General features: G+C 72.5%; 19 protein-coding genes. 9 read left to right on the top strand and 10 right to left on the bottom strand.

Annotation, left to right across the window (positions count from 1 at the left end; translation table 11 throughout):
• The 4 genes from atpD (at position 1) to AB0I82_RS16910 (ending at position 2,783) form a co-directional block, all read left to right on the top strand.
• Positions 1–1,443 carry a F0F1 ATP synthase subunit beta gene (atpD, locus tag AB0I82_RS16925; protein ID WP_363258022.1) on the top strand — a complete coding sequence of 481 codons (1,443 nt, stop codon included), beginning with the start codon at positions 1–3 and terminating at the stop codon, positions 1,441–1,443.
• 109 nt (positions 1,444–1,552) lie between these two features.
• The gene (locus AB0I82_RS16920) at positions 1,553–1,936 is read left to right on the top strand and encodes a F0F1 ATP synthase subunit epsilon (protein ID WP_223735126.1); all 384 of its coding nucleotides are present in this window, start codon (positions 1,553–1,555) and stop codon (positions 1,934–1,936) included.
• 119 nt (positions 1,937–2,055) lie between these two features.
• Positions 2,056–2,523: a DUF2550 domain-containing protein gene (locus tag AB0I82_RS16915; protein ID WP_363258021.1), complete on the top strand. Its 468-nt coding sequence runs from the start codon at positions 2,056–2,058 to the stop codon at positions 2,521–2,523.
• A gap of 53 nt (positions 2,524–2,576) precedes the next feature.
• On the top strand, positions 2,577–2,783 hold the full coding sequence (locus AB0I82_RS16910; protein WP_363258020.1) for a hypothetical protein: 207 nt from the start codon (positions 2,577–2,579) through the stop codon (positions 2,781–2,783).
• Between the two features lie 3 nt (positions 2,784–2,786).
• On the opposite strand, the gene AB0I82_RS16905 is transcribed toward AB0I82_RS16910, so the two are convergent.
• Positions 2,787–3,359, bottom strand: coding sequence for a cob(I)yrinic acid a,c-diamide adenosyltransferase (locus tag AB0I82_RS16905; protein ID WP_363258019.1), 573 nt, complete (start codon positions 3,357–3,359; stop codon positions 2,787–2,789).
• 288 nt (positions 3,360–3,647) lie between these two features.
• Between AB0I82_RS16905 and AB0I82_RS16900 the strand changes: the two genes are divergently transcribed.
• The 3 genes from AB0I82_RS16900 (at position 3,648) to AB0I82_RS16890 (ending at position 7,821) form a co-directional block, all read left to right on the top strand.
• Complete coding sequence (locus AB0I82_RS16900) at positions 3,648–4,496, top strand: 3-hydroxyacyl-CoA dehydrogenase family protein (protein ID WP_363258018.1); 849 nt, start codon at positions 3,648–3,650, stop codon at positions 4,494–4,496.
• A gap of 146 nt (positions 4,497–4,642) precedes the next feature.
• Positions 4,643–4,966: an STAS domain-containing protein gene (locus tag AB0I82_RS16895; RefSeq protein ID WP_363258017.1), complete on the top strand. Its 324-nt coding sequence runs from the start codon at positions 4,643–4,645 to the stop codon at positions 4,964–4,966.
• Between the two features lie 287 nt (positions 4,967–5,253).
• A complete protein-coding gene (locus AB0I82_RS16890; protein WP_363258016.1) occupies positions 5,254–7,821 on the top strand; it encodes an ATP-binding protein in 2,568 nt (855 codons plus the stop codon).
• 254 nt (positions 7,822–8,075) lie between these two features.
• On the opposite strand, the gene nucS is transcribed toward AB0I82_RS16890, so the two are convergent.
• Positions 8,076–8,738 carry an endonuclease NucS gene (gene nucS, locus AB0I82_RS16885; RefSeq protein ID WP_030258485.1) on the bottom strand — a complete coding sequence of 221 codons (663 nt, stop codon included), beginning with the start codon at positions 8,736–8,738 and terminating at the stop codon, positions 8,076–8,078.
• Between the two features lie 282 nt (positions 8,739–9,020).
• On the opposite strand from nucS, the gene AB0I82_RS16880 reads away from it, so the two are divergent.
• A complete protein-coding gene (locus AB0I82_RS16880; protein WP_363258015.1) occupies positions 9,021–9,413 on the top strand; it encodes an SCO5389 family protein in 393 nt (130 codons plus the stop codon).
• A gap of 244 nt (positions 9,414–9,657) precedes the next feature.
• Here the strand turns inward: AB0I82_RS16880 and AB0I82_RS16875 are convergent, their stop codons facing one another.
• The gene (locus tag AB0I82_RS16875) at positions 9,658–10,686 is read right to left on the bottom strand and encodes an LLM class flavin-dependent oxidoreductase (protein WP_363258014.1); all 1,029 of its coding nucleotides are present in this window, start codon (positions 10,684–10,686) and stop codon (positions 9,658–9,660) included.
• 192 nt (positions 10,687–10,878) lie between these two features.
• Between AB0I82_RS16875 and AB0I82_RS16870 the strand changes: the two genes are divergently transcribed.
• On the top strand, positions 10,879–11,196 hold the full coding sequence (locus AB0I82_RS16870; protein ID WP_223735114.1) for an ATP/GTP-binding protein: 318 nt from the start codon (positions 10,879–10,881) through the stop codon (positions 11,194–11,196).
• Between the two features lie 36 nt (positions 11,197–11,232).
• On the opposite strand, the gene AB0I82_RS16865 is transcribed toward AB0I82_RS16870, so the two are convergent.
• The 7 genes from AB0I82_RS16865 to scy form a co-directional block, all read right to left on the bottom strand.
• Entirely contained in the window at positions 11,233–12,255 is a 1,023-nt protein-coding gene (locus AB0I82_RS16865; protein WP_363258013.1) for an ABC transporter permease subunit, read from the bottom strand.
• Positions 12,252–13,421, bottom strand: coding sequence for an ATP-binding cassette domain-containing protein (locus AB0I82_RS16860; RefSeq protein ID WP_363258012.1), 1,170 nt, complete (start codon positions 13,419–13,421; stop codon positions 12,252–12,254). Before AB0I82_RS16860 ends, AB0I82_RS16865 begins: the two co-directional genes overlap by 4 nt.
• 98 nt (positions 13,422–13,519) lie before the next feature.
• Positions 13,520–14,410, bottom strand: a complete 891-nt coding sequence (locus AB0I82_RS16855; RefSeq protein WP_363258011.1) for a hypothetical protein — start codon at positions 14,408–14,410, stop codon at positions 13,520–13,522.
• Positions 14,410–15,183: an ABC transporter permease gene (locus tag AB0I82_RS16850; protein ID WP_363258010.1), complete on the bottom strand. Its 774-nt coding sequence runs from the start codon at positions 15,181–15,183 to the stop codon at positions 14,410–14,412. The genes AB0I82_RS16855 and AB0I82_RS16850 overlap by 1 nt, the downstream gene beginning before the upstream one ends.
• Before the next feature lie 2 nt (positions 15,184–15,185).
• Positions 15,186–16,217: an ATP-binding cassette domain-containing protein gene (locus AB0I82_RS16845; RefSeq protein ID WP_363258009.1), complete on the bottom strand. Its 1,032-nt coding sequence runs from the start codon at positions 16,215–16,217 to the stop codon at positions 15,186–15,188.
• A gap of 182 nt (positions 16,218–16,399) precedes the next feature.
• Positions 16,400–17,338, bottom strand: coding sequence for a cellulose-binding protein (locus AB0I82_RS16840; RefSeq protein WP_363258008.1), 939 nt, complete (start codon positions 17,336–17,338; stop codon positions 16,400–16,402).
• 115 nt (positions 17,339–17,453) lie between these two features.
• Positions 17,454–21,869 (bottom strand): polarized growth protein Scy, encoded by a 4,416-nt coding sequence (gene scy, locus AB0I82_RS16835; protein WP_363258007.1) that lies wholly within the window; start codon positions 21,867–21,869, stop codon positions 17,454–17,456.
• Between the last annotated feature and the right edge of the window lie 118 nt (positions 21,870–21,987).

Below are 21,987 nucleotides of genomic sequence, written 5' to 3'. Positions count from 1 at the left end.
ATGACCACCACTGTTGAGACGGCCACGGCGACGGGCCGCGTCGCGCGGGTCATCGGCCCGGTCGTCGACGTGGAGTTCCCCGTCGACGCGATGCCGGACATCTACAACGCGCTGACCGTCGAGGTCGCCGACCCGGCCGAGGCGGGCGCCAAGAAGACGCTGACCCTCGAGGTCGCCCAGCACCTGGGCGACGGCCTGGTCCGCGCGATCTCGATGCAGCCCACCGACGGTCTGGTCCGCCAGGCCGCGGTGACCAACACCGGCACGGGCATCACCGTCCCCGTCGGCGACGTCACCAAGGGCAAGGTGTTCAACACCCTCGGCGAGATCCTCAACAAGCCCGAGGCGGCTTCCGAGGTCACCGAGCGCTGGCCCATCCACCGCAAGGCCCCGACCTTCGACCAGCTCGAGTCCAAGACCGAGATGTTCGAGACCGGCGTCAAGGTCATCGACCTGCTGACCCCGTACGTCAAGGGCGGCAAGATCGGTCTGTTCGGTGGTGCCGGTGTCGGCAAGACCGTTCTGATCCAGGAAATGATCTACCGCGTCGCCAACAACCACGACGGTGTGTCGGTGTTCGCGGGCGTCGGTGAGCGTACCCGTGAGGGCAACGACCTCATCGAGGAGATGACGGACTCCGGCGTCATCGACAAGACCGCGCTGGTCTTCGGCCAGATGGACGAGCCCCCGGGCACCCGTCTGCGGGTCGCGCTGGCCGGTCTGACGATGGCGGAGTACTTCCGTGACGTCCAGAAGCAGGACGTTCTCTTCTTCATCGACAACATCTTCCGGTACACCCAGGCGGGTTCCGAGGTGTCCACCCTGCTGGGCCGCATGCCCTCCGCGGTGGGTTACCAGCCGAACCTGGCGGACGAGATGGGCCTCCTGCAGGAGCGCATCACCTCGACCCGTGGTCACTCGATCACCTCGATGCAGGCGATCTACGTCCCCGCGGACGACCTGACCGACCCGGCGCCGGCCACCACCTTCGCGCACCTGGACGCCACGACCGTTCTGTCGCGTCCGATCTCGGAGAAGGGCATCTACCCGGCGGTGGACCCGCTGGACTCGACGTCCCGCATCCTGGACCCGCGGTACATCACGCAGGAGCACTACGACTGCGCCTCGCGCGTGAAGACGATCCTGCAGAAGTACAAGGACCTGCAGGACATCATCGCGATTCTCGGTATCGACGAGCTGGGCGAAGAGGACAAGCTCGTCGTCCACCGTGCCCGTCGCGTCGAGCGCTTCCTGTCGCAGAACACCCACGTGGCGAAGCAGTTCACCGGTGTCGACGGCTCGGACGTGTCGCTGGACGAGTCCATCTCCGCGTTCAACGCCATCTGCGACGGTGAGTACGACCACTTCCCCGAGCAGGCGTTCTTCATGTGCGGTGGCATTGAGGACCTCAAGGCCAACGCCAAGGAGCTGGGCGTCTCCTGACCCCGGCTTCCGGATCCGGGGGCGGCCGTGGCCGCCCCCGGGCCCGACGCCCACTAGTATTTGACCCGACATCTGCTGTACCCGGCAGGTGAAGACCCGAGGAGCCATCGTGGCTGAGCTGCACGTCGAGTTGGTCGCCGCGGACCGTCAGGTCTGGTCCGGCGAGGCCAGCCTGGTCGTCGCGCGCACCTCGTCGGGCGACATCGGCGTCATGCCCGGTCACCAGCCGCTGCTCGGCGTGCTGGAGTCCGGTCCGGTGACGATTCGTACGACCGGGGAAGGCGGGGACGGCACGGTCGTCGCCGCGGTGCACGGCGGCTTCATCTCGTTCGCCGACAACAAGCTGTCTCTGCTCGCGGAGATCGCCGAGCTGTCGGACGAGATCGATGTCCAGCGCGCTGAGCGGGCCTTGGAGCGGGCGAAGTCGGAGGCCGACGCGGCCGCCGAGCGCCGCGCCGATGTCCGGCTGCGTGCGGTGGCAGGCGTTCACTGAACCCTGTCACAGACGAGCTTTACCCTCAGCCGCGGGCTGCGCTGGAATTCTCCAGAGCGGTCCGCGGCTGAGCCGATGCAGGTGCATGTCCGTAATTCGAGGCGAGGAGGTCGGTGGAGATGGTCCTCGCTCTGTGTGTGAGCGCCGCGGTCGTCGTCCTGGTACTACTGGGGCTCTTCGTCTTCGGACTGCGGCGGCGGCTGATCCAGCGGTCCGGCGGCACATTCGACTGCAGCCTGCGCTGGGACGTGCCCGCCGCGGCGGCCGTGACGGCGGCGGACGGCGAGCCCAGCGGCAAAGGCTGGATCTACGGCGTGGCCCGGTACAACGGTGACCGCATCGAGTGGTTCCGGGTCTTCTCCTATGCGCCACGCCCGCGGCGCGTCCTGGAGCGGGCCTCCATCGAGGTACTGGAGCGGCGCAGCCCGGAGGGCGAGGAAGAGCTCGCCCTGCTCTCCGACTCCCTCGTCCTCGCCTGCCGGCATCGCGGAACGCGCCTGGAGCTGGCGATGAGCGAGGACGCGCTCACCGGCTTCCTCGCGTGGCTGGAGGCGGCACCACCCGGACAGAGGGTCAACGTGGCCTGACGACTGTCCGGGTTTTGTGTTTTCCGGGGACGGCATGGCGCTAGGCGCGGCTGATGGAGCCGCTGCTGGAGCTCGTACTGCTCGTCCTGACGGGGCTCGACCTGCGCAACGGTGCGCAGGCGGACTGGAAACACGGGCCGGCCGCGGTCTACCTCGGCATCACGGTGGCCTACGGCCATTGCACGGTCCGGTGGGCGGACGGGCAGTACCCGTCCGGGGCCGTCGTGGGGGAGCGGCCCCGGACCCTGACCAAGCCGTGACGGTCAGCGCTCGCCGCCCGGGACCCACAGCACGTCGCCGAGCTCCTTGTTCGCGGTCCTGGCGAGGATGAAGAGCAGGTCGGAGAGGCGGTTCAGGTAGGTGGCGGTGAGGGGGTTCATGACCTCGCCGTGCACCTCCAGGGCCGCCCAGGTGGACCGCTCGGCGCGGCGCACGACCGTGCACGCCTGGTGCAGCAGGGCCGCGCCGGGCGTGCCGCCGGGCAGGATGAAGCTGCGCAGCTTCTCCAGCGGCTCCAGGAAGCGGTCGCAGTCCGCCTCCAGCTTGTCGATGTACGCCTGTTCCACGCGCAGCGGCGGGAACTCCGGGTTCTCCACGACCGGCGTCGAGAGGTCGGCGCCCACGTCGAAGAGGTCGTTCTGGACGCGGACGAGGACCTTGACGACCTCCTCGGGGAGGTCGCCGAGGGCGATGGCGCTGCCGATGACGGCGTTGGCCTCGTTGGCGTCGGCGTACGCCGCGATCCGCAGATCGGTCTTGGCGGTCCGGCTCATGTCGCCGAGGGCGGTGGTGCCCTGGTCGCCGGTGCGGGTGTAGATGCGCGTCAGATTGACCATCCCGTCAGCGTAGTTACGCCCCGGCTGTACGGAAGGCAGGTGTGCCGACCATCACGGCGAGCCCCCTACGATGCAGTCATGGCCGGGCCATGACCGAGGGCCGGCTTGAGCGGACGGGGCCTCAAGTACGCGGTACGGGGCACCGCGTGAGGCCCTTGGGGGGCTGGTCCGTGTGATGTCCGTCATGTGAGACGTGACGCGCATCTCTAACCCTCCAAACCGAGGCGAACGAGCGCTAACGTCGCCCTTCGAGACGCGTTCAAGTGCACAGGGTGTTAGGGGACAGCAGTGGCAAAGAAGCTCGCCGTCATCGGGGCCGGACTCATGGGATCCGGTATCGCACAGGTCTCCGCCCAGGCGGGCTGGGACGTGATCCTCCGGGACGTCACCGACGGCGCGCTGGCCCGCGGCAAGGCCGGTATCGAGGCGTCGTACGAGAAGTTCGTCGCCAAGGGCAAGCTGGACGCGGCCGCCGCCGAGCAGGCGCTGGCCCGCATCACCACCACCACCGATCTGGAGGCGGCGGCCGACGCGGACATCGTCGTCGAAGCCGTCTTCGAGAAGATCGAGGTCAAGCGGGAGATCTTCCAGACGCTGGACAAGCTGGTCCGGGACGAGACGGTGCTGGCCTCCAACACCTCCGCCATCCCGATCACCAAGATCGCGGCGGCCACCGCCCGCCCCGAGCGGGTCGTGGGCACGCACTTCTTCTCGCCGGTGCCGATGATGCAGCTGTGCGAGCTGGTGCGCGGTTACAAGACCAGTGACGAAACCCTCGCCGCCGCGCGGGAGTTCGCCGAGTCGGTCGGCAAGACCTGCATCGTCGTCAATCGCGATGTGGCCGGTTTCGTCACCACGCGCCTGATCTCCGCGCTGGTCGTCGAGGCCGCGAAGCTGTACGAGTCGGGCGTGGCCACCGCCGAGGACATCGACACCGCCTGCAGGCTGGGCTTCGGTCACGCGATGGGCCCCCTGGCCACCGCCGACCTCACCGGCGTCGACATCCTCCTGCACGCCACCGAGAACATCTACACCGAATCGCAGGACGAGAAGTTCGCGCCGCCGGAGCTCATGCGCCGCATGGTGGACGCCGGAGATATCGGCCGCAAGAGCGGGCAGGGATTCTACGAGCACTGAAATACCGATCCGCGGACACCCGTTCAGGCGTCACTCCTGAGAGTGATTTCGGTATCGGTTCGCTTACAGGCGGCAACTTCGTCGCGTGAGGGGCAGTCAGTTCTGTAGACGCAAAAACATTTTTCGCATCACCACGGGGAGCGCATATGCACATCAAGGGCGACCACGTCGAGCTGGTCGTCGGGGGCCGCCTCGACGTCCGCAGCGCGGCGGACGCCCGTACGGCCCTGCACACCGCCGTCGACTCCGGTTACGGCGATCTCGTGCTGGACCTGACCGAGCTGGATTCCTGGGACGCCACCGGGCTCGGCGTGATCATGGGAGCGCACCGCCGCGCGGGCCGGGTGAACCGCAGGCTCGTGCTGCGCGGGGTGCCGCCCCAGATGCAGCGCCTGCTCGTGGCCACACGGTTGCACCGCATTCTGGCCATTGAGGGCGGCCTCGAAGCGGAGTCGCTGCCCCGCGTCTGAGCCCCGCGTGACCTGCGGGGGACCGTGCGGCGGCCGGTAACTGAGAGGCGCAAGCGGTACAAACGCCACTGATCCTCACGAATCCGTGACGTAGCGGGCAGGGCAGGGCCCCGGCGCATCGTAGATACTGTCGGAAGGCTTAATGTTCGGTTCTCAGCGCGCCCCGAGCGGCCGCGGCGGAGACCGGACCAGAAGCGGCGGCCGGGGCCACCCGCCCCGGCCCGGTCGGGGAGTGCGGACGGCCGGAGCAGCAGTCGGCACGCCACGCATCTGGGGGGCTTGAGTCCATGGATCCGCACAACGGCCGGCGGCCGGAGGAGCACAGCGCGCAGGACCACCCTGCCGACCCGCTGCCGTCCGGCGCCGACAGCCCGCAGTTCGTGCCGGACGGCCCGGTCCGCACCGCGCGGCTGGTCACCGGCGACTACCTGCTCACCGTCAATCCCGTCGACGGCAGCGAGATCGAGCCGACGCCGCCGGGCGAGGAGCCGGGCACCCCGCAGAAGCACTCGCCCAAGGAGCGCGCCGAGCGGGCCCGCGCGCTGAGCGCCCCGCCGGTGCCGCCCGGCGGCCTCGGCCACCCCGTGGACCGCCTCCCGCTGCTGGAGCGTCAGGAGGAGACCGAGCGGCTGACCCGGCTGCTCACCCGCGGCCGCTCCGTACGCCTCACCGGCCCCTCCGGCGCTGGCCGCTCCCGGCTGCTGGACGCGGTCGCCGCCGGCTGCGCCGGCCTCGCGCCCGACGGCGTCGTCCGGCTCTCCGGGTACCGCCGCACGGCCACCGACCTGATGTACGACCTGTTCGCCGCCGTGTACCGGGCGCCGCACTACCGCCCGGGCCGCCCCGAGCTGATCACCGCGCTGGCCGGCATCGGCGCCGTGGTGGTCGTGGACGACCTGGAGTTCGGCGGCGACGCGCTGGAGGAGCTGCTGGGCGCCACGCCCGAGTGCGCCTTCCTGCTCTCGGCCACCCCCGACGTGCCCGCGCCCTCGGCCGCCTCGCACATCGAAGAGGTCTTCGTCGCGGGCCTCGGCCGCGCCGCCTGCCAGGAGCTGCTGGAGCGGGCGGCGGGCCGGCCGCTGACCGACGAGGAGGCCGCCTGGGCGGGCGACCTGTGGTTCGAGTCCGAGGGACTGCCGCTGCGCTTCCTGCAGGCGGGCGCGGTCCTGCGGGAGCGCGACCGGCAGAGCGCGGAGGCGGCGGCCGACGCGGCTGCCGATGCGGCCGTCGACGCCGCGGGGGACGGCTCGGCGGCGGACGGAGGGGCGGGCGACGGCGCGTCCGAGGGAGCGGAGAGTACGGAGGCTACGGACGGCACCGACGCCCCGGCCGGAGCCCAGCCGCCCCTCCCCGGCATCCCCCAGGCCGCCTCCTTCGCCGCGATGATCGCGGAGCGGCTCTCGCCGGCCGCGCAGGACGCGCTGCGGCTGGCCGTCGCCCTCGGCGGCGACCTCCCGCACCCCACCCACCTGCCCGCGCTCTTCAAGGACGCCCGCGCGGACGCCGCCCTCGGCGATCTGCTGGCCTGCGGGCTGATCAGCCCGGCCGGCACCCACTACCGCCTCGCGGCGACCGTACTGGACCAGCTCACCGCGGCCGGGTACGCCGAGGGCGCGGCCGGTCACGCGCACGCGGCGGCCCAGCATTACTCCTGGTGGGCCGGGCACCACTCGGTCACCCCCGAGCGGGCCGCCGCCGAGGCCGACGCGCTGCTCGCCGTGATGGCCCGGCTCACCGCGAGCCGGGAGTCCGGGCACGCCAGCGCCGCCGTACTGCTCGCCCGTACGGCCGCCCCCGCCTTCGCCGCGGCCCTGCAGTGGAACGCCTGGGAGCGCAGCCTGCGGCTCGGCCAGGAGGCCGCCAGGGTCGCCGGTGAGGTCGGCGAAGAGGCGTACTTCCACCACGAGTTGGGCGTCCTCGCGCTCTGCCTGGGCCACCCGGACAAGGCGCGCGCCGAGCTGGAGGCGTCCATCGGGCTGCGCGGCGCGCTCGCCGACCGGCGCGGCGCCGTCGCGGGCCGGCGCGCCCTGGCCCTGGTCGCCGACCGCACCGGCGTCCCCGTGTCCCCGGAGATCAGCGCGGCCGGAGTGACGGCGGCGGGCGAGGAGGTTCCGCACACGGGGACCGACGAGTCCGCCTCGCCACCCGGCTCGCCGACCTCCATCACCACGCCGTTGCCGCAGGTGGACGAGGCTGCGGCGACCGTGGTGACGCCTGTGGTGGGGACCGTGGCGGGCCCGGCGGACGGGCAGCAGAAGCGCGCTGGGAGGTTCACCGGCGCGCGCCGCAAGTTCGTCGCGGCCGGCGCGGGCGCGCTGCTGGCCGCCGTCCTCGGCACGATCGTCACGCTCGGCGCCACCTCCGGCGGCGACGCCCCGGCGGACAAGGTCAAGTCCGGTCAGTCCGCCGAGGAGAGCAAGGACAGTGACGGCCTGACCGCCGACGAGCCGACCCGTGACGCGACCCGCCCGGGCGCCTGGGACAGCAGTACGGGCTCGCGCAGCGGTGCGCCCGCCACGTCCGGCAGCGCGCCCTCCAGCGATCCGGCCACGAGCGGGAAGCCGGGCAGCCCGGGCACCACGCAGCCGAGCGACCCCACGGGCCCCACGGGCCCGCCGTCGACGTCCGGCAAGCCGACCGGCACGACCAAGCCGCCGACGAGCTCGTCACCGACGCCCACCCAGCCGACGGAGGACCCGACCACGCCGACCCAGGACCCGGACCCGACCACGCCGGAGCCCGAGCCGTCCGACACCGCCCCGTCGCAGTCCGAGAGCGACCCCGCCGCGAGCAGCCCGATGAGCGACGGGACGGGCAGCGGCGCCGCCTCCGATTCGGCTGAGCCGACCGCCTGACCGGCCCGTACCGCCGTACAAGTAGCACCGGCCCGCCCGCGGAACGTCTCGCGGGCGGGCCGGCGCGTAGAGAGCCTGCGTCATCACCCCGGCCGGGCGCCCGCCGCCTGGCACGCACTCTCGCGGTGTTGCCGAACCGCCCACGTAGCTCCGCTACGAGGACGCTCCGGCGCCTTGCGATAGCACGCACCAGACGACGTTCGCTGATCCGACCGGGGTGATGACGCAGGCTCTTACACGGAGTGGGGGACGCCTCAGAACAGCCGCAGCTTGTCGTCCTCGATGCCGCGCAGCGCGTCGTAGTCGAGGACGACGCAGCCGATGCCGCGGTCGGTGGCCAGCACCCGGGCCTGCGGCTTGATCTCCTGGGCCGCGAACACGCCCTTCACCGGGGCCAAGTGCGGGTCACGGTTGAGGAGTTCGAGGTAACGGGTGAGCTGCTCGACACCGTCGATCTCGCCGCGCCGCTTGATCTCCACGGCGACCGTCGCGCCGTCCGCGTCCCGGCACAGGATGTCCACCGGGCCGATCGCGGTGGGGTATTCACGCCGAATCAGGGAGTACCCCTCGCCGAGCGTATCGATCCGGTCGGCGAGCAGTTCCTGGAGGTGCGCCTCCACGCCGTCCTTGATGAGCCCCGGGTCCACGCCGAGCTCGTGGGAGGAGTCGTGCATGATCTCCTCCATCGTGATGATGAGCTTCTCGCCGCCCTTGTTCTCCACGGTCCACACGTCGCCGTCGCCGCCCTTGAGGGTGCACGGCGGGGACATCCAGTTGAGCGGTTTGTAGGCCCTGTCGTCAGCGTGGATGGAGACGCTGCCGTCTGCCTTGACCAGGATCAGACGGGGAGCGGAGGGCAGGTGGGCAGTGAGCCGGCCGGCGTAGTCCACGGAGCAGCGGGCGATGACGAGACGCATGGTGCGCCACGCTACTCGACGCCGGGTGGTCCACGCGATTCGCCCATGGGCGTATGCGGTGTACCCGTACGGCGCCGGGTCCGGGCGCGGGGCGACGTTGCGGCGGAAACCCCCGCAGCTCCGGCGGGTTCGCGTGGCCGGTTGTGTGCGCAATCTCCTGGTGCGGGCAAGAAAGGCGGAATACCGTTGACGCGGGGGGTCGTGACGCGGACACGCTGCGTGGCGGTCCCTCGTACTGTCCCTGAGGCTCCGCCCCTTATGGAGCCGCGAGAGGAGAACCTCATGTCGCTCGACGTCTCACCGGCCCTCCTCGAACAGGCCGAGCGAGGCGAGGTCGACGAAGCCGCATTTGTCGACTGCGTCCGGACCTCTCTGCCTTATGCATGGGAGATGATCAGCTCGCTGGTGGCCCGCCTGAAGGTGGACGGCGGGGAGTTCGCCGACAACCTGACCCCGCCGCCCGACGAGCAGGCGCGCGGCCAACTGCTGCGAGCACTGGCGAGTGACGCGATACGCGGGTCGCTCGAACGGCACTTCGGCGTGCGGCTGGCGTTCCAGAACTGCCACCGGGTCGCGGTCTTCCCGCTCGATCCGGCGGCGGACGACCGCCTGGCCCGCTTCACGTCCGTACGGGGCCAGCTGCTGAACCAGTCGCCCGAACTGCGCGACTGCTGATCGGAGTTGCCGCCGCCGACGTGCATGGGATGTGACGCCGAAGCGGCGTCAGTACGCGAGCGGCGGCATCGGCAATGGTCCGCCGGCGGGGCTCCCGGGCCCCGTCGGCGGACGGACCGCCCGTCGGGCACATGAAGGATCTCTCCGGACCCCCCGGCCCCCGGGGTCCTCTCGCCCGGGCCATCGGCCCAGCGGCGCCTCAGGACAGCAGTACTGAGGCCAGTGGTACCGGGGACAGTCGTACTCAGGGCAGCATCGGCAGTACCTCTTTGCCCAGCCGGCGGATGTTCTCCTCCGTCGTGGCGAGGTCGCCGGACCCCTCCACCAGCAGTGCGTGGCGCCTGATGCCCGTCTTCTCCGCGGTCGCGGCGAGCCGGTCCGCACAGTCCTCCGGCGTCCCGACCGGGTGCAGCCCGCAGAGCAGCTCCGTATAGGCCAGCGGGTCGCGCATGGCGCGGCGCCGGCCGTCGACCGTGACATGGGCCGCGAGCCCCTGGCGCAGCCAGCCGGGCATCGACTTCAGCAGCGTCTCCCTGGCGTCCTGCCGGGCGTCGGCGATCTGCACCACGCCCGCCGAGACATGCGCGGCCGCCGCGACCTCGTCCGGATCCCGTCCGGCGGCCAGCGCCGTACGCCGCCAGCAGGCGACCATCTCGGCCTTTTCCTCGTCCCCCGAGTGCATCCCCAGCAGCATCGGCAGGCCGCGCTCGGCCGCCAGCCGCACGGAGCGGGCGGAGGTGCAGGCCACCACCACCGGCGGGCCGTCCCGCCCGGCCGGCTCCTCGGCGGGGCGCGGCACCACGGCCACATCCCGGAACGCATACCGCTCACCGGCCGCCCCGACGCGCGGCTCGCGCAGCCAGCGCAGCAGCAGGTCCAGGGACTCCGGAAAGCCTTCCTCGTACGCCGCGAGGCCGCACCCGAAGACCTCCAGGTCGACCCATGGCCCGCCCCGCCCGACGCCGAGCGTGAACCGCCCGCCGGACGTCAGATGCAGCAGCGCCGCCTGCTCACCGACCGCGACCGGATGCGCGGTCGGCAGGACGCTGACCGCCGTGCCGACTCCGATGCGGTGCGTACGCCCCAGCAGCTGCGCTGCCAGGGTCACCGCCGACGGACAGACGCCGTACGGTACGAAGTGGTGCTCGGCCACCCAGACCTCGTCGAGACCGGCCTCCTCGGCCACCTCGGCGGACCGCATGGCCCGGTGCAGTGTCTCCCCCTCGGCCTGGCCCGGAAACTGGGCGGCCAGAATAAAAGCCCCAACGCGCATCGCTCTTCTGCCTCCTCGCAGCCGACGCGACATCCCCCTTACAGGCAACAACGGCTGACACGTGCCAAGGGCACGGCTCCCGCCGAAGTTTCCTGATGATCGCAGCATTGCGACGGAGGGTCCGGGACTCCGGCCGGTCGTCGTAGGCTGGTGACAGCCCGTTACTCCCCCCGAGAAGTCCCGAGGTGCCCAGTGTCCCCCCGTCGAAACCGTCCGCGCGGCGGTGAGAACCCCTCGGACCGCGTGGGTGGCCCGCGCTACGGACTGGAGCGTACGGAGGAGTGGCGCGGCGAGGAGTGGTACGTACGGCAGATCGGCGGCGGCGCGGCGGCCAAGCACTACCGCTGCCCGGGCTGTGACCAGGAGATCCCGCCCGGCGTGCCGCATGTGGTGGCCTGGCCGCAGCACAGCGACGGCGACGACCGGCGGCACTGGCACAAGGCGTGCTGGAACGCGCGGGACCGCCGGAGCGCGCGGCTCCAGCGGTCCCGTAACGCGCCCAGATACTGACCCCGGGCGCGGCGCTTTCCGGCCTCTCTGCGGTGACTAGACGTCCCGCTGGTGCAGCGCCACGAAGGCGCCGCCGAGGACGACGGCCGTCAGGCCCGTCACGATCCACAGCGGGTCCCAGCCCGAGGGGCCGGACGCGGCGACGGCATTGCTGTACATGACACCGAGCTGGCTCGGGATCGAATACTCGAACAGGAAGTCCCTCAGGTCCTGCAGGCTCTCCGCCATCATGAACAGCGCCAGCACCAGCGGCAGCAGCACCAGGCCGATCATGATCGTGATGGCGCCCGCCGAGTGCCGGAGCAGCGCGCCGACGGACAGCGCGAGCAGGCCGAGCATCGCGACGTACAGGCTCACGCCGACCGTCGCCTTGAACCACTCCGAGCCGCTCGGCGTGGCGCCGCCCTGGCCGCTGAGCAGGCCGGTCTCGATCAGCGCGACCAGCGTCGTGGTGACCGCGGTGACCACGAAGGACAGCACGAAGAAAACGATCGCCTTCGCGGCGAGCACCCGCGCCCGGCTGGGGCAGGCGGTCAGCGTCGTACGGATCATGCCGGTGCCGTACTCGGAGGAGACGCACAGCACGCCCAGCGTGATCACGCACATCAGGCCGAGCAGCATGCCGAACATGCCGAAGCCGAGCGGCGAGGCGCCGCGCAGGTCGGTGCCGCTCGCGGAGATGCCGAAACCGGTGAGCGTGCCGACGCCGAGCACGAGGACGATCATCACGCCGAGCGTCCACACGGTGGAGCGGACCGACTTGATCTTCGTCCACTCCGAGGCCAGCGCATGCCCGAGGTGCGCCTGCCGCACCGGTATGGGGGAGACGTAACCGGTGACCTGTGGCTGCGGGGGAGCGGGGGCGTACGCGGGCTGCTGCTGGGGCGGCGCGGCAGGCGCCTGCTGGGGCTGCTGAGCGGGCGCCTGCTGTTGGGGCTGTGCCTGCGGCTGTGTGCCCGGCTGCGGGCCGCCGTTCCGCGGTCCGACGGCGTTCAGCATCATCGTGCCCTCGTCCTGGCGGGGCGGCTGCGGCTGCTGCGGCTGGTCCGGGGTGGTCATCGGGCGTCCTCGCTGTGCTGCGGCTGGGTCGGGTTGGCGGGGGCGGCATGCGGCTGGGGCGGCGCCGGGGGCGCTCCGTACGGTCCGGGCGCCCCGCCCTGCGGCCCGTACGCACCGCCGTACGGATCACCCGCGTACCCCTGCGGCGGCAGCCCACCGGGCACGGCACCAGGCACAGCACCGGGCACCACGCCAGGCACGGCACCGGGCATGACACCCGGCACCACGCCCGGCACCGGCTGCCCCGGCACCGCCGACCGGTAGTCCACCGCGCCCTGCGTCAGCTGCATGTACGCCTCTTCCAGGGACGCCTGGTGCGGCGACAGCTCCCACAGCCGGACCCCGGCCTCGTGCGCCAGGTCGCTGATCCGCGGCAGCGGCAGCCCGGTGACGCGCAGCGCCCCGTCCGGCTCGGGCGCGACCTGGCCGCCCGCCTCGGTCAGCGCGGAGGTCAGCTTCTCGCCCTGCGCGGGCTCCGTGTCGGGCGTGCGGACGCGCGCGAAGCCGGTGGAGTTGGCCGCGATGAAGTCCTTGACGTTCATGTCGGCGAGCAGTTGGCCGCGCCCGATCACGATCAGGTGCTCGGCCGTCAGCGCCATCTCACTCATCAGGTGCGAGGAGACGAAGACCGTACGGCCCTCCGACGCGAGCTGCTTCATGAGGTTGCGGACCCAGAGGATGCCATCCGGGTCCAGGCCGTTGACCGGCTCGTCGAAGAGCAGCACCTGCGGGTCGCCGAGCATCGCGGAGGCGATGCCGAGCCGCTGTCCCATGCCCAGCGAGAAGCCCTTGGACCGCTTCTTGGCCACGTCCTGCAGGCCGACCAGGCCCAGCACCTCGTCCACCCGGCTCGCCGGGATCCCGGAGAGCTGCGCCAGCGACAGCAGGTGCTGGCGGGCGCTGCGGCCGCCGTGCACGGCCTTCGCGTCGAGCAGCGCGCCCACCTGGCGCGGCGCGTTCGGCAGTTGACGGAAGGGGTGGCCGCCGATCGTCACGTGCCCCGAGGTCGGGGTGTCCAGCCCCAGGATCATGCGCATGGTCGTGGACTTCCCGGACCCGTTGGGCCCCAGGAAGCCGGTGACGGTCCCCGGCCGCACTTGGAACGACAGGTTGTGCACGGCCGTCTTGGCGCCGTAGCGCTTCGTCAGGCCGACTGCCTCGATCATTCTCCGCCCCTCGCGAGATGGTGTCGGGGCAGGGCGTGCCGAACAAACCTCATGCCCCCGTGAGGGTTAGGAGGCTATCGAGCCATTGACGGTTCCGCTCAATCCCCGCGTGTCGGTGACCGGCGAAGACCCGCTTCGCCCCCGATGGGCGGCAGATCGTCGTACGTCCGGACCTCCGCGTCATCGTCCACATAAGGGGCGAACTCCTCCTGCGGCAGCACCCGGCCCTCCGCGCGGAAGATCCGCCGCGCCTCCGACCGCACCGCGCCGTCCGCCGTGGCCCGCGTCACCCACGCCTCCGGGTCGGGCCCGAGGATCCGCCGCAGCGCCGCCGAATCGGCCAGCAGCGCGGCGAGCAGCGCCGGCTGCGGCCCGGCGGGGCGCGGCCCGCCGTCCGCCCCTGCCAGTACGCCGTGCCTGCTGACGTACAGATACGCGCCGCTCAGCCGCTCCCCGGACGGCAGCGTCATCGGGAACCGGTCCCCGGGCAGCAGAACGCGGTGGTAGTGCGCCTCCGTGGCGTCCACGACCGCCAGTTGCGCGGCGTCCAGCCACCCCGCCACGAGCGTCACTTCGGAGTGCGGGTCCGTGAACGGCGCGGCGGCCACGTAACCCGGCGTACCGATGTGCGCCGAGCTGCCCACACCGATGCCGCGCAGCCGTACCGGGACCATCGGGACGGCCGCGGGGGCATCGCGCCGGGTGAGCTTGTACGAGACCTGTGCGGGGCAGGCGTTGGAGCCGACGGCGAGGACGGGGTGGCGCTGCCCGGCGGGCGGCAGGCCGCGGGCGCGCAGTACGTCGTCGAGCGTGCGGTCCGGGTCGGGGCCGAGCCGCCAGCCGCCGACCCGGTGCCGGCCGGGGACCGCGGTGAGCGGCAGCAGCGCCTCGCCGTCCAGCAGCACGGGCGCGGTCACCGGCCGTCCCGGATACGTCAGCGGCTCCAGGGCGGGGACGGGGCCGAGCCCCGGCGCGCCCGTGGGCAGCACTACGCGTCCCGCTTCTTCAGGAAGAGATACCCGGCGATCAACGCGGCGATCACCCACAGGGCCATGATCCCGAGCCCGCCCCACGGTCCGTACGGCACGTCGTCGCCGCTCGGCACCACCTTGATCACCTTCTGGCCCGCCTGGTCGGGGAGGTACCGGCCGAGCTTCCGGGTGGCCGAGACGGCGCCGAGGATGTTGGAGATCAGGAAGAAGAACGGCATCAGGATGCCCAGCGAGAGCATCGGACTGCGCAGCACCGCGGCCACGCCCATGGAGAACAGCGCGATCAGCGTCATATAGAGCGCGCCGCCGAAGACCGCGCGCAGTACGCCCGGATCGCCCAGCCCCACCCGGAGGTCGGGGCCCAGCATGGCCTGGCCCACGGTGAAGGTGAGGAAGCTGGTCACCAGGCCCACGACGAACGCGAGCACGGTGGCCACCGCGATCTTGCTGAAGAGGAAGGTGCCGCGCTGCGGCACGGCGGCCAGCGAGGTGCGGATCATGCCGGTGCTGTACTCGTTGGAGACCACCAGCACCCCGAAGACGATCATCGCGAGCTGGCCCAGGGTCATCCCGGCGAACGCCGTGCTGGTGGCGTCGAAGGTGAGCCGCTCGCGGACCGGCATGGAACCGAAGTCGTTCTTGACGAGCAGACAGATCAGCGCGCCCACGACGACCGTGACGACCAGGGCGATGCCCAGCGTCCACACCGTGGAGCGCACCGACCGGATCTTGGTCCATTCCGAAGTGAGGACCTGGGTGACCACCGCCATCGTCAGCGCCCCTTCTTCCGCTGCCAGTCGGCACCCCAGGCCCCGGCCGGCTGGGGCGGCGGTGGGCCCACGTCCGGACCGGGAGCCGGTCCCGGAGCCGGTCCTGTCGACCCGGCCGGACCCGTCGTGTCCGAGTGCGCGTGATACTCCACCGACTCGGCCGTGAGCTGCATGAACGCCTCCTCCAACGGTGCCTGCTGCGGGCTGAGTTCATGCAGGACGAGGCCGTGCCCGGCGGCCAGCTCGCCCAGTTCCCCGGCGCCCACCCCATCGATCTCCAGCGCCCCGTCCGTCGCCGGTACCGCGGTGTGCCCGGCCGCCGCCAGCACATCCCGCAGCCGCTCGTGCTCCGGGGAGCGCATCCGGACGTAACTGCGCGAATTGCGCCGGATGAACTCGGCCATGGAGGTGTCGGCGAGCAGCCGGCCCTGCCCGATGACGACGAGGTGATCGGCGGTCAGCGCCATCTCGCTCATCAGGTGCGAAGAGACGAAGACCGTACGGCCCTGGGCGGCCAGGCTCTTCATGAGGTTGCGGATCCAGTGGATGCCCTCGGGGTCGAGACCGTTGACCGGCTCGTCGAACATCAGGATGCGCGGATCGCCGAGCAGCGCGGCGGCAATACCGAGCCGCTGCCCCATGCCGAGCGAGAACCCCTTGGCACGCTTCTTGGCGACGGCGGTCAGCCCCACGGTGTCCAGCGCCTGAAGGACGCGTGCGCGCGGAATGCCGTTGGCCTGCGCCAGGCACAGCAGGTGGTGATACGCGCTGCGCCCGCCGTGCATGGCCTTGGCGTCGAGCAGCGCCCCGATGCACTTCAGCGGGTCCTTCAGTTGGCGGTAGTGCCTGCCATCGATACGGACGGTGCCGGCGGTGGGGTTGTCCAGGTCCAGCATCATCCGCATGGTCGTGGACTTCCCGGCACCATTGGGACCGAGAAACCCGGTAATGATCCCGGGCCGCACGGCAAAGCTCAGCCCGTCAACGGCCAACTTCTCCCCGTACCGCTTGCTCAGCCCCTCGATCTCGATCATGGGGCCACGCTAGGCGCGGCAGCGCACCGCCGCCGTCGGGGCGCGCCCGTACGGACCACGCCCGGCACAATCAAGCCCGTCCGGCGTTTGAGGACGAGCGGCCGTCAGGCCGCGATACGACCCGCACACACCACTGCCCCGCACCGCACGACGCGGCCCGGGGCAGTCGGCAAGCGGCAGGGTCAGCGACCCTGCTGGGCGGGCACGCCGCGGGACGACGACTCCTCCTCGCCCGGCGTCCCGGCGGCAGCCACCGCCGCACCGGTAAGCGTCGCCAGCATCTCGCGCACATTGGTGAGCTGCGCGTTGATGGAGTCGCGCCGGTTCGTCAGCGCCGCCAGCTCGCGCTCCGATTCCGAGCGGATACGGTCCGCCTTCGCGTTCGCGTCCGCCACGATGTCCTCGGCCTGGCGCTGCGCGGTCTCCACCGTCTGGCGGGCCCGGCGCTCCGCGTCCGTACGCAGCTTCTCGGCCTCCAGGCGGAGCTGCTCGGCGCGGTGCTCGATCTCCGCGAGCCGCTTCTCGGCCTTGGCCTGACGCGAGGCCAGGTCCCGCTCGGACTGCTCGCGGCGCTTGGCGAGGTTGGTCTCGAAGTCGGCCGCGGCCTGGGCGGCCTTCGCGCGGGTCTCCTCGAAGAGGGAGTCCGCCTCCTCGCGCTTGGACTGCGCGTCCTTCTGCGCGTCGGCGCGCAGCGTCTGCGCCTCGCCCTTGGCCTTCTCGACGATCCGGGCGCCCTCGTCCTCCGCCTTGGCCTTGCGGTCGGCGGCGAACGCCTCGGCGTCGTTACGGACCTGCTGCGCGGCCGACTCGGCCAGCTCACGGTGCTGCTCGGCGGCCCGGCGCGCTTCCTCGCGCAGATCCTTGGCCTCCTCCTCGGCGAGACGGAGGATCTTCTCGACCCGGGCACCGAGGCCCGCGTAGGAGGGCTCGGCGTCATTGACCTGGGCCTGGGCATTCTGCGTTTCGAGGTGCAGCTCCTCGATGCGCTTTTCCAGCGAGGTGATGCGCGCCAGCGCGCTGTCACGGTCGGCGACGAGCTTCGTAATGCGGTCGTCGACCTGACCGCGGTCGTACCCACGCCGCACGAGCTCGAAACCGAAGGGGGAGGAAGTGTCGCTCATGGGGTTCCTGTCGAAAGAGACCGGTGAGGTGATAAGGGGGAATCCTAGGGGCCCGAGCGGCGTGTCATCGAGTCATTGACCGTTTGAAGTGGAGAATGAACCCTCATTTGAGTGGCTAAGCATCAGACTGCTTGCCACCCGAACGAGTTGCCCCCGCGCCCGCCGCGGCCTTGACGCCCCCCGAACCGGAACCCTGCCCCGAGCCGCCCTTGCCGCCCGGCGTCTCGAACGATTCCAGCGCCTCCAGGACGTCCTGGACCCGCGAGATCTCGGTGTTGATGTCCTCCCGGCGGCGGACCAGCACCTCCAGCTCGCGCTTCCCGTCGTCCACGATCCGCTGGGCCTCCTGCTCGGCCTCCGTACGCAGCGCCTCCGCGTCCCGTACGGCCTGTGCCTTCTTCTGCTCGGCCTCCTTGATCAGCCCCTCGGCCTTCTTCACCGCCGCGATGCGGACCTTGCTGGCCTCGCTGCTCGCGTCCGAGAGCATCTCCTTGGCCTTCTCCTCGGCCTCCACCCGCTGGGCTTCGGCCTGCGCGAGGAGCTTGTCCACCCGCTCGCCGGCGTTCTTCATCGTCTCGGCCGACTCCCGGCGGGCCCGGTCGTGCAGCTCCTCGACCTCGGCCTCGATGCGGGCCCGCAGCTCCTCGGCGCGCTCCCGGATCGCGGTCGCGTCCCCGCGCGCCTCGCTGAGCAGCGTGTCGGCGTCCGTACGGGACTTCTCCACCCGCGCGTTGCCGTCGGCGGTGGCCTCCGCGACGATCCGCTCGGCCTCCTTGCGGGCCACACCGACCATCGTGTCGGCCTGCTCCTCGGCCGCGGTCGCCGCCTTCAGGGCCTCCTCCTGCGCCCTGGCGATCAGCTGGTCGGCCTGCTCGGCGGCGTCCGCGCGGCGCTTGGCCGCGTCCTTGCGCGCCTCGTCGAGCGTACGCTCGGCCTCCTCCAGCGCCTCGTTGCGGAACCGCTCGGCCTCGGCCTCGGCGTCCGCCTTGACCTGGTCGGCCTCGTTACGGGTGCGCTGCGCGTGCTGCTGTGCGGAGGTGACCGTTTCGGCTGCCTCGTTGCGCATCCGGTCCGCGTCCGCCGTCGCCTCGGCGAGCATCCGGTCGGCCTGCTCGCGGGCGTCGGCCCGGGTACGGTCAGCCTCCCGCTCCGCCGCCGCGGAGTTCTCCGCGGCCTCCGTACGCAGCCGTTCGGCCTCCGTACCGGCCTCCGAGATCAGGTTGTCGGCCTGCTCGGCGGCGTCCGCGCGGCGCTTGGCCGCGTCCTTGCGCGCCTCGTCCGCGGTCCGGTCGGCCTCGGCGCGGGCGTTCTCCAGCGCCTCGGCGGCCTCCGCGCGCAGCTGCTCGGCCTGCGCCGTGGCGTCCGCGACGAGCCGCTCGGCGTGCTCGGCGGCCTCGGCCCGGAGCCGGTCGGCGGTCTCCTGGCCCTCGCGGACGGAGCGATCGGCGTCCGCCTGGGCCGAAGAGGTCAGCTCGGTCGCCTCGTTGACGATCCGTTCGGCCTCGGTGCGGGCCTCGGCGATCAGCCGGTCCGCCTGCTCGGCGGCCTCGGTCCGCATCCGGTTGGCGTCCTCGCGCGCCTCGGCACGGGCCCGGGCGGCGTCCTGCTCGGCGGCGGCCAGCGCGTCCGAGGCGTTCGTCCGCAGCTGCTGCGCCTTCTCCGTGGCGTCCGCGACCAGCTTCTCGGCCTGCGCGGTGGCCTCGGCCAGCAGCTCGTCCGCCTGCTCGGCGGCCTCGCTGCGGCGCTTGTTGGCGGCCTCGCGCGCCTCGTCCAGCGTGCGGTCGGCCTCCGCGCGCAGCCGCTCGGCCTCGGCGCCCGCCTCGGACACCGTCCGCTCGGCCTCCTGCGTGGCCTCCGCCAGCAGCTCGTCGGCCTGCTCGGCGGCGTCCGCGCGGCGCTTGTCGGCGGCCTGCCGCGCCTCGTCCAGCGCGCCCCGCGCCTCCGTGCGCAGCCGCTCCGCCTCGGCGATCGCCTCCGCGACCGTACGCTCGGCCAGCGACTTGGCGGCCTCGGCCTCGGTCTGCGCGTCCTGCCGGATGCGGCCGGCGTCCTGCGAGGCCCGCTCGCGCTCGTCGTACGCGTCGGAGCGGACCCGGTCCGCCTCCTCCTGCGCGTCCTGCTTCGTACGCTCCGCCGCGTGCTCGGCGGCGGACCGCAGCCCGGCGATCTCCTCCTCGGCCTGCTCGTGCAGCCCGGCGACCGCGTCGCGCACCTGCTGCGCGGTCTGCTCGGCGGTGGCGACCAGCTCCTCGGCGCGCCGGTCCGCCTCCTCCACCAGCCGCTCGGCCTCGGCCTGCGCCTCCGCCACCCGGTTACGGGCCGCGGCCAGCAGCTCCTCGCTCTGCTCGCGGGCCGCCGTGCGCTCCTGGTGGGCCTCCTCGCGGGCCTCGCCCAGCTCCTGGTCGGCCTCCCGGCGGCGGCGCGTGGCCTCCTCCTGGGCCGCGGCCAGCGCCTCGGCGGCCTCCGTGCCCGTACGCTCGGCCGCCGCCGCGGCCTCCGCGCGCACCCGGTCGGCGGTCTCCTGCGCCTCCGACTTCAGCCGCTCGGCCTCGGCGGCCGCCTCCGTGGTCAGCCGCGTGGCGGCGGCCTCGGCCTCGGCCCGCGCCGATGCGGCGTCCGAGGCGGCCTCGGCACGCAGCCGCTCGGCCTCCTCCTCGGCCTGCTGCTCCTTCTCGCGGCGCCGCTCGGCGGACTCCGCCTTCAGCCGCGCGGTCTCCTCCTGGGCCTCCTTGCGCAGCCGCTCGGCCTCCTCGCGGGCCTCGCGCAGCGCCGTCTCGGCCGCGGCGACCCGCTCCTCCGCCTCGCCGTGCAGCCGGTCCAGCTCCGCCTGGGCCAGCTCGCGCCGCTCGTCCGCGCTGCGCTCGGCCTCGGCCCGCAGCTCGGTCGCGGCCTCCTCGGCCTCGGCACGGGTCGCCGCGGCTGCCTCCTCGGCCGCGGCGTGCAGGTCCTCGGCCTCGCTGCGGGCCTGCTCCAGCGCCTCCTCGGCCTGCGCGCGCAGCTGCGCGGTGCGCTCGGCGGCCTCGGCGCGCATCCGCTCGCTGTCGGCCGTCGCGCCCGAACGGGTCTCCTCCGCATCGGACTTCGCTTTGGCCAGCAGCTCCTCGGCGGTGGCCGCGGCCTCCTCGATCTGCTGCACGGCCTCGCGGCGGGCCTCGCCGCGGATCCGCTCGCCCTCGTCGACCGCCTCGGTGCGCAGCTGCTCGGCCTCGCCGCGCAGCCGGCGCGCCTCCTCCTGCAGTTCGACGGTCTTGGCGCGGTACTCCTTGGTGTCGTCCTTGGCGGCGCCCTTGAGCTGCTGGGCGGTCTCGTGCGCCTCCTCGCGCAGCCGGTCCGCCTCGGCCTCGGCCTCCTTGCGGATCCGCTCGGCCTCCTCGGCGGCGGCCCGGGTGGTGGCCTTGGCGTCCTCCGCCGCCTTGCTCACCATCTCCTCGGCCGAGCGCGCGGCCTTCGCCAGCTGCGCGGCGGAGTCCTCGGCGGCCTTCGCGCGGGCCGCCTCCTGGGCCTCCGCGACCAGCCGCTCGGCCTCGGCCTTGGCGTCGTCGCGCAGCTGCTCGGCCTCGGCCTTGAGCGCCTCGGCCTCCTTGGTGGCCTCGCCGACCAGCCGGGCGATCTCCTGCTTGGCCGTACGGGTGCGCTGCTCGTTCTCCGACTCCGTGGCCGACAGCCGCTTGGCGGCGCTCGCCTCGGCCTCCTCGACGAGCTTGTCGGCCCGGGCGCGCGCCTCGCGCAGCGCCGTGTCGGCCTCCTGCAGCCGCTCCTCGGCGGTGCGGGTCAGCTCGGCGTTGCGCCGGCGGGCCTCCTCGGACTCCCCGGCGGTCGACGTACGGAGCTGCTCGGCCTGGTCGGTGGCCTCCTGGGCCTGCGTGGACGCGGCGTTCAGCAGCCGCTCGGCGTCCGTACGGGCGCGGCGCAGGATGGCGTCGGCCTCCGCGCGGGCCTGCTCGGCCTCGGCGCCCAGCCGCTCGCGGGCCTGCTCGGCCAGCCGCTGCGCCTCGGCGCGGGCGTGCGCGAGCTGTTGCTCGGCCTCGGCTCTGGACTCGTCCATGAGCCGGCGGGCCTGGGCCTCGGTACGGGAGCGCAGCTGCTCGGCCCAGGCGACGTTCTCGTTGACGTGGCTCTCGACGGTCTGGCGGCGCTCGTTGAGCTCCTCGTCCAGCCGCCGGCGGCGCTCCACCGCCTCGGTGTGCAGCTCGGCTTCGAGCCGGGACTGGCGCTCGGCCTGCTCCTGCAGCAGCCGCTGGGTCTGGGCCCGCGCCTCGCGCAGCTCGCGCTCGGCGTCCGCGCGCAACTGGTCGGCCTGCACCTGGGCGTTGCGCAGCAGTTGCTCGGCCTGGGCGCTGACGTTGTCGTACGCCGGGCGCGTCATGAGGGTACGGCGTGCCTCGTGGAGCTTGGCACGCAGAACTTCGACCTGATAGCCGAGGTCGTCGGCATGCTGGACGGCCTTGTCCCGCTCCGTCTTCAGCCGCTCCATCTCGGCCTCGAACTGCGAGAGGTGATCGTCAGCCTCGTAGCGGTCGTTGCCCCGCACTGCGCGGTCCCATCCGTCCCCTGGTCATGGTGGCGGCCGGCTCCGTCGTGCGTGGAGCTGACCCTTCCGAAGAAATGGTGTCAGATCATCGGCGGAGATTGGACCGAGCCCCGATCCG

Source organism: Streptomyces sp. NPDC050315, assembly GCF_040655775.1.
GTDB lineage: Bacteria > Actinomycetota > Actinomycetes > Streptomycetales > Streptomycetaceae > Streptomyces.
The sequence above is the reverse complement of the archived record's forward strand: the minus strand, read 5'-3'. Positions and strand labels throughout refer to the sequence as shown.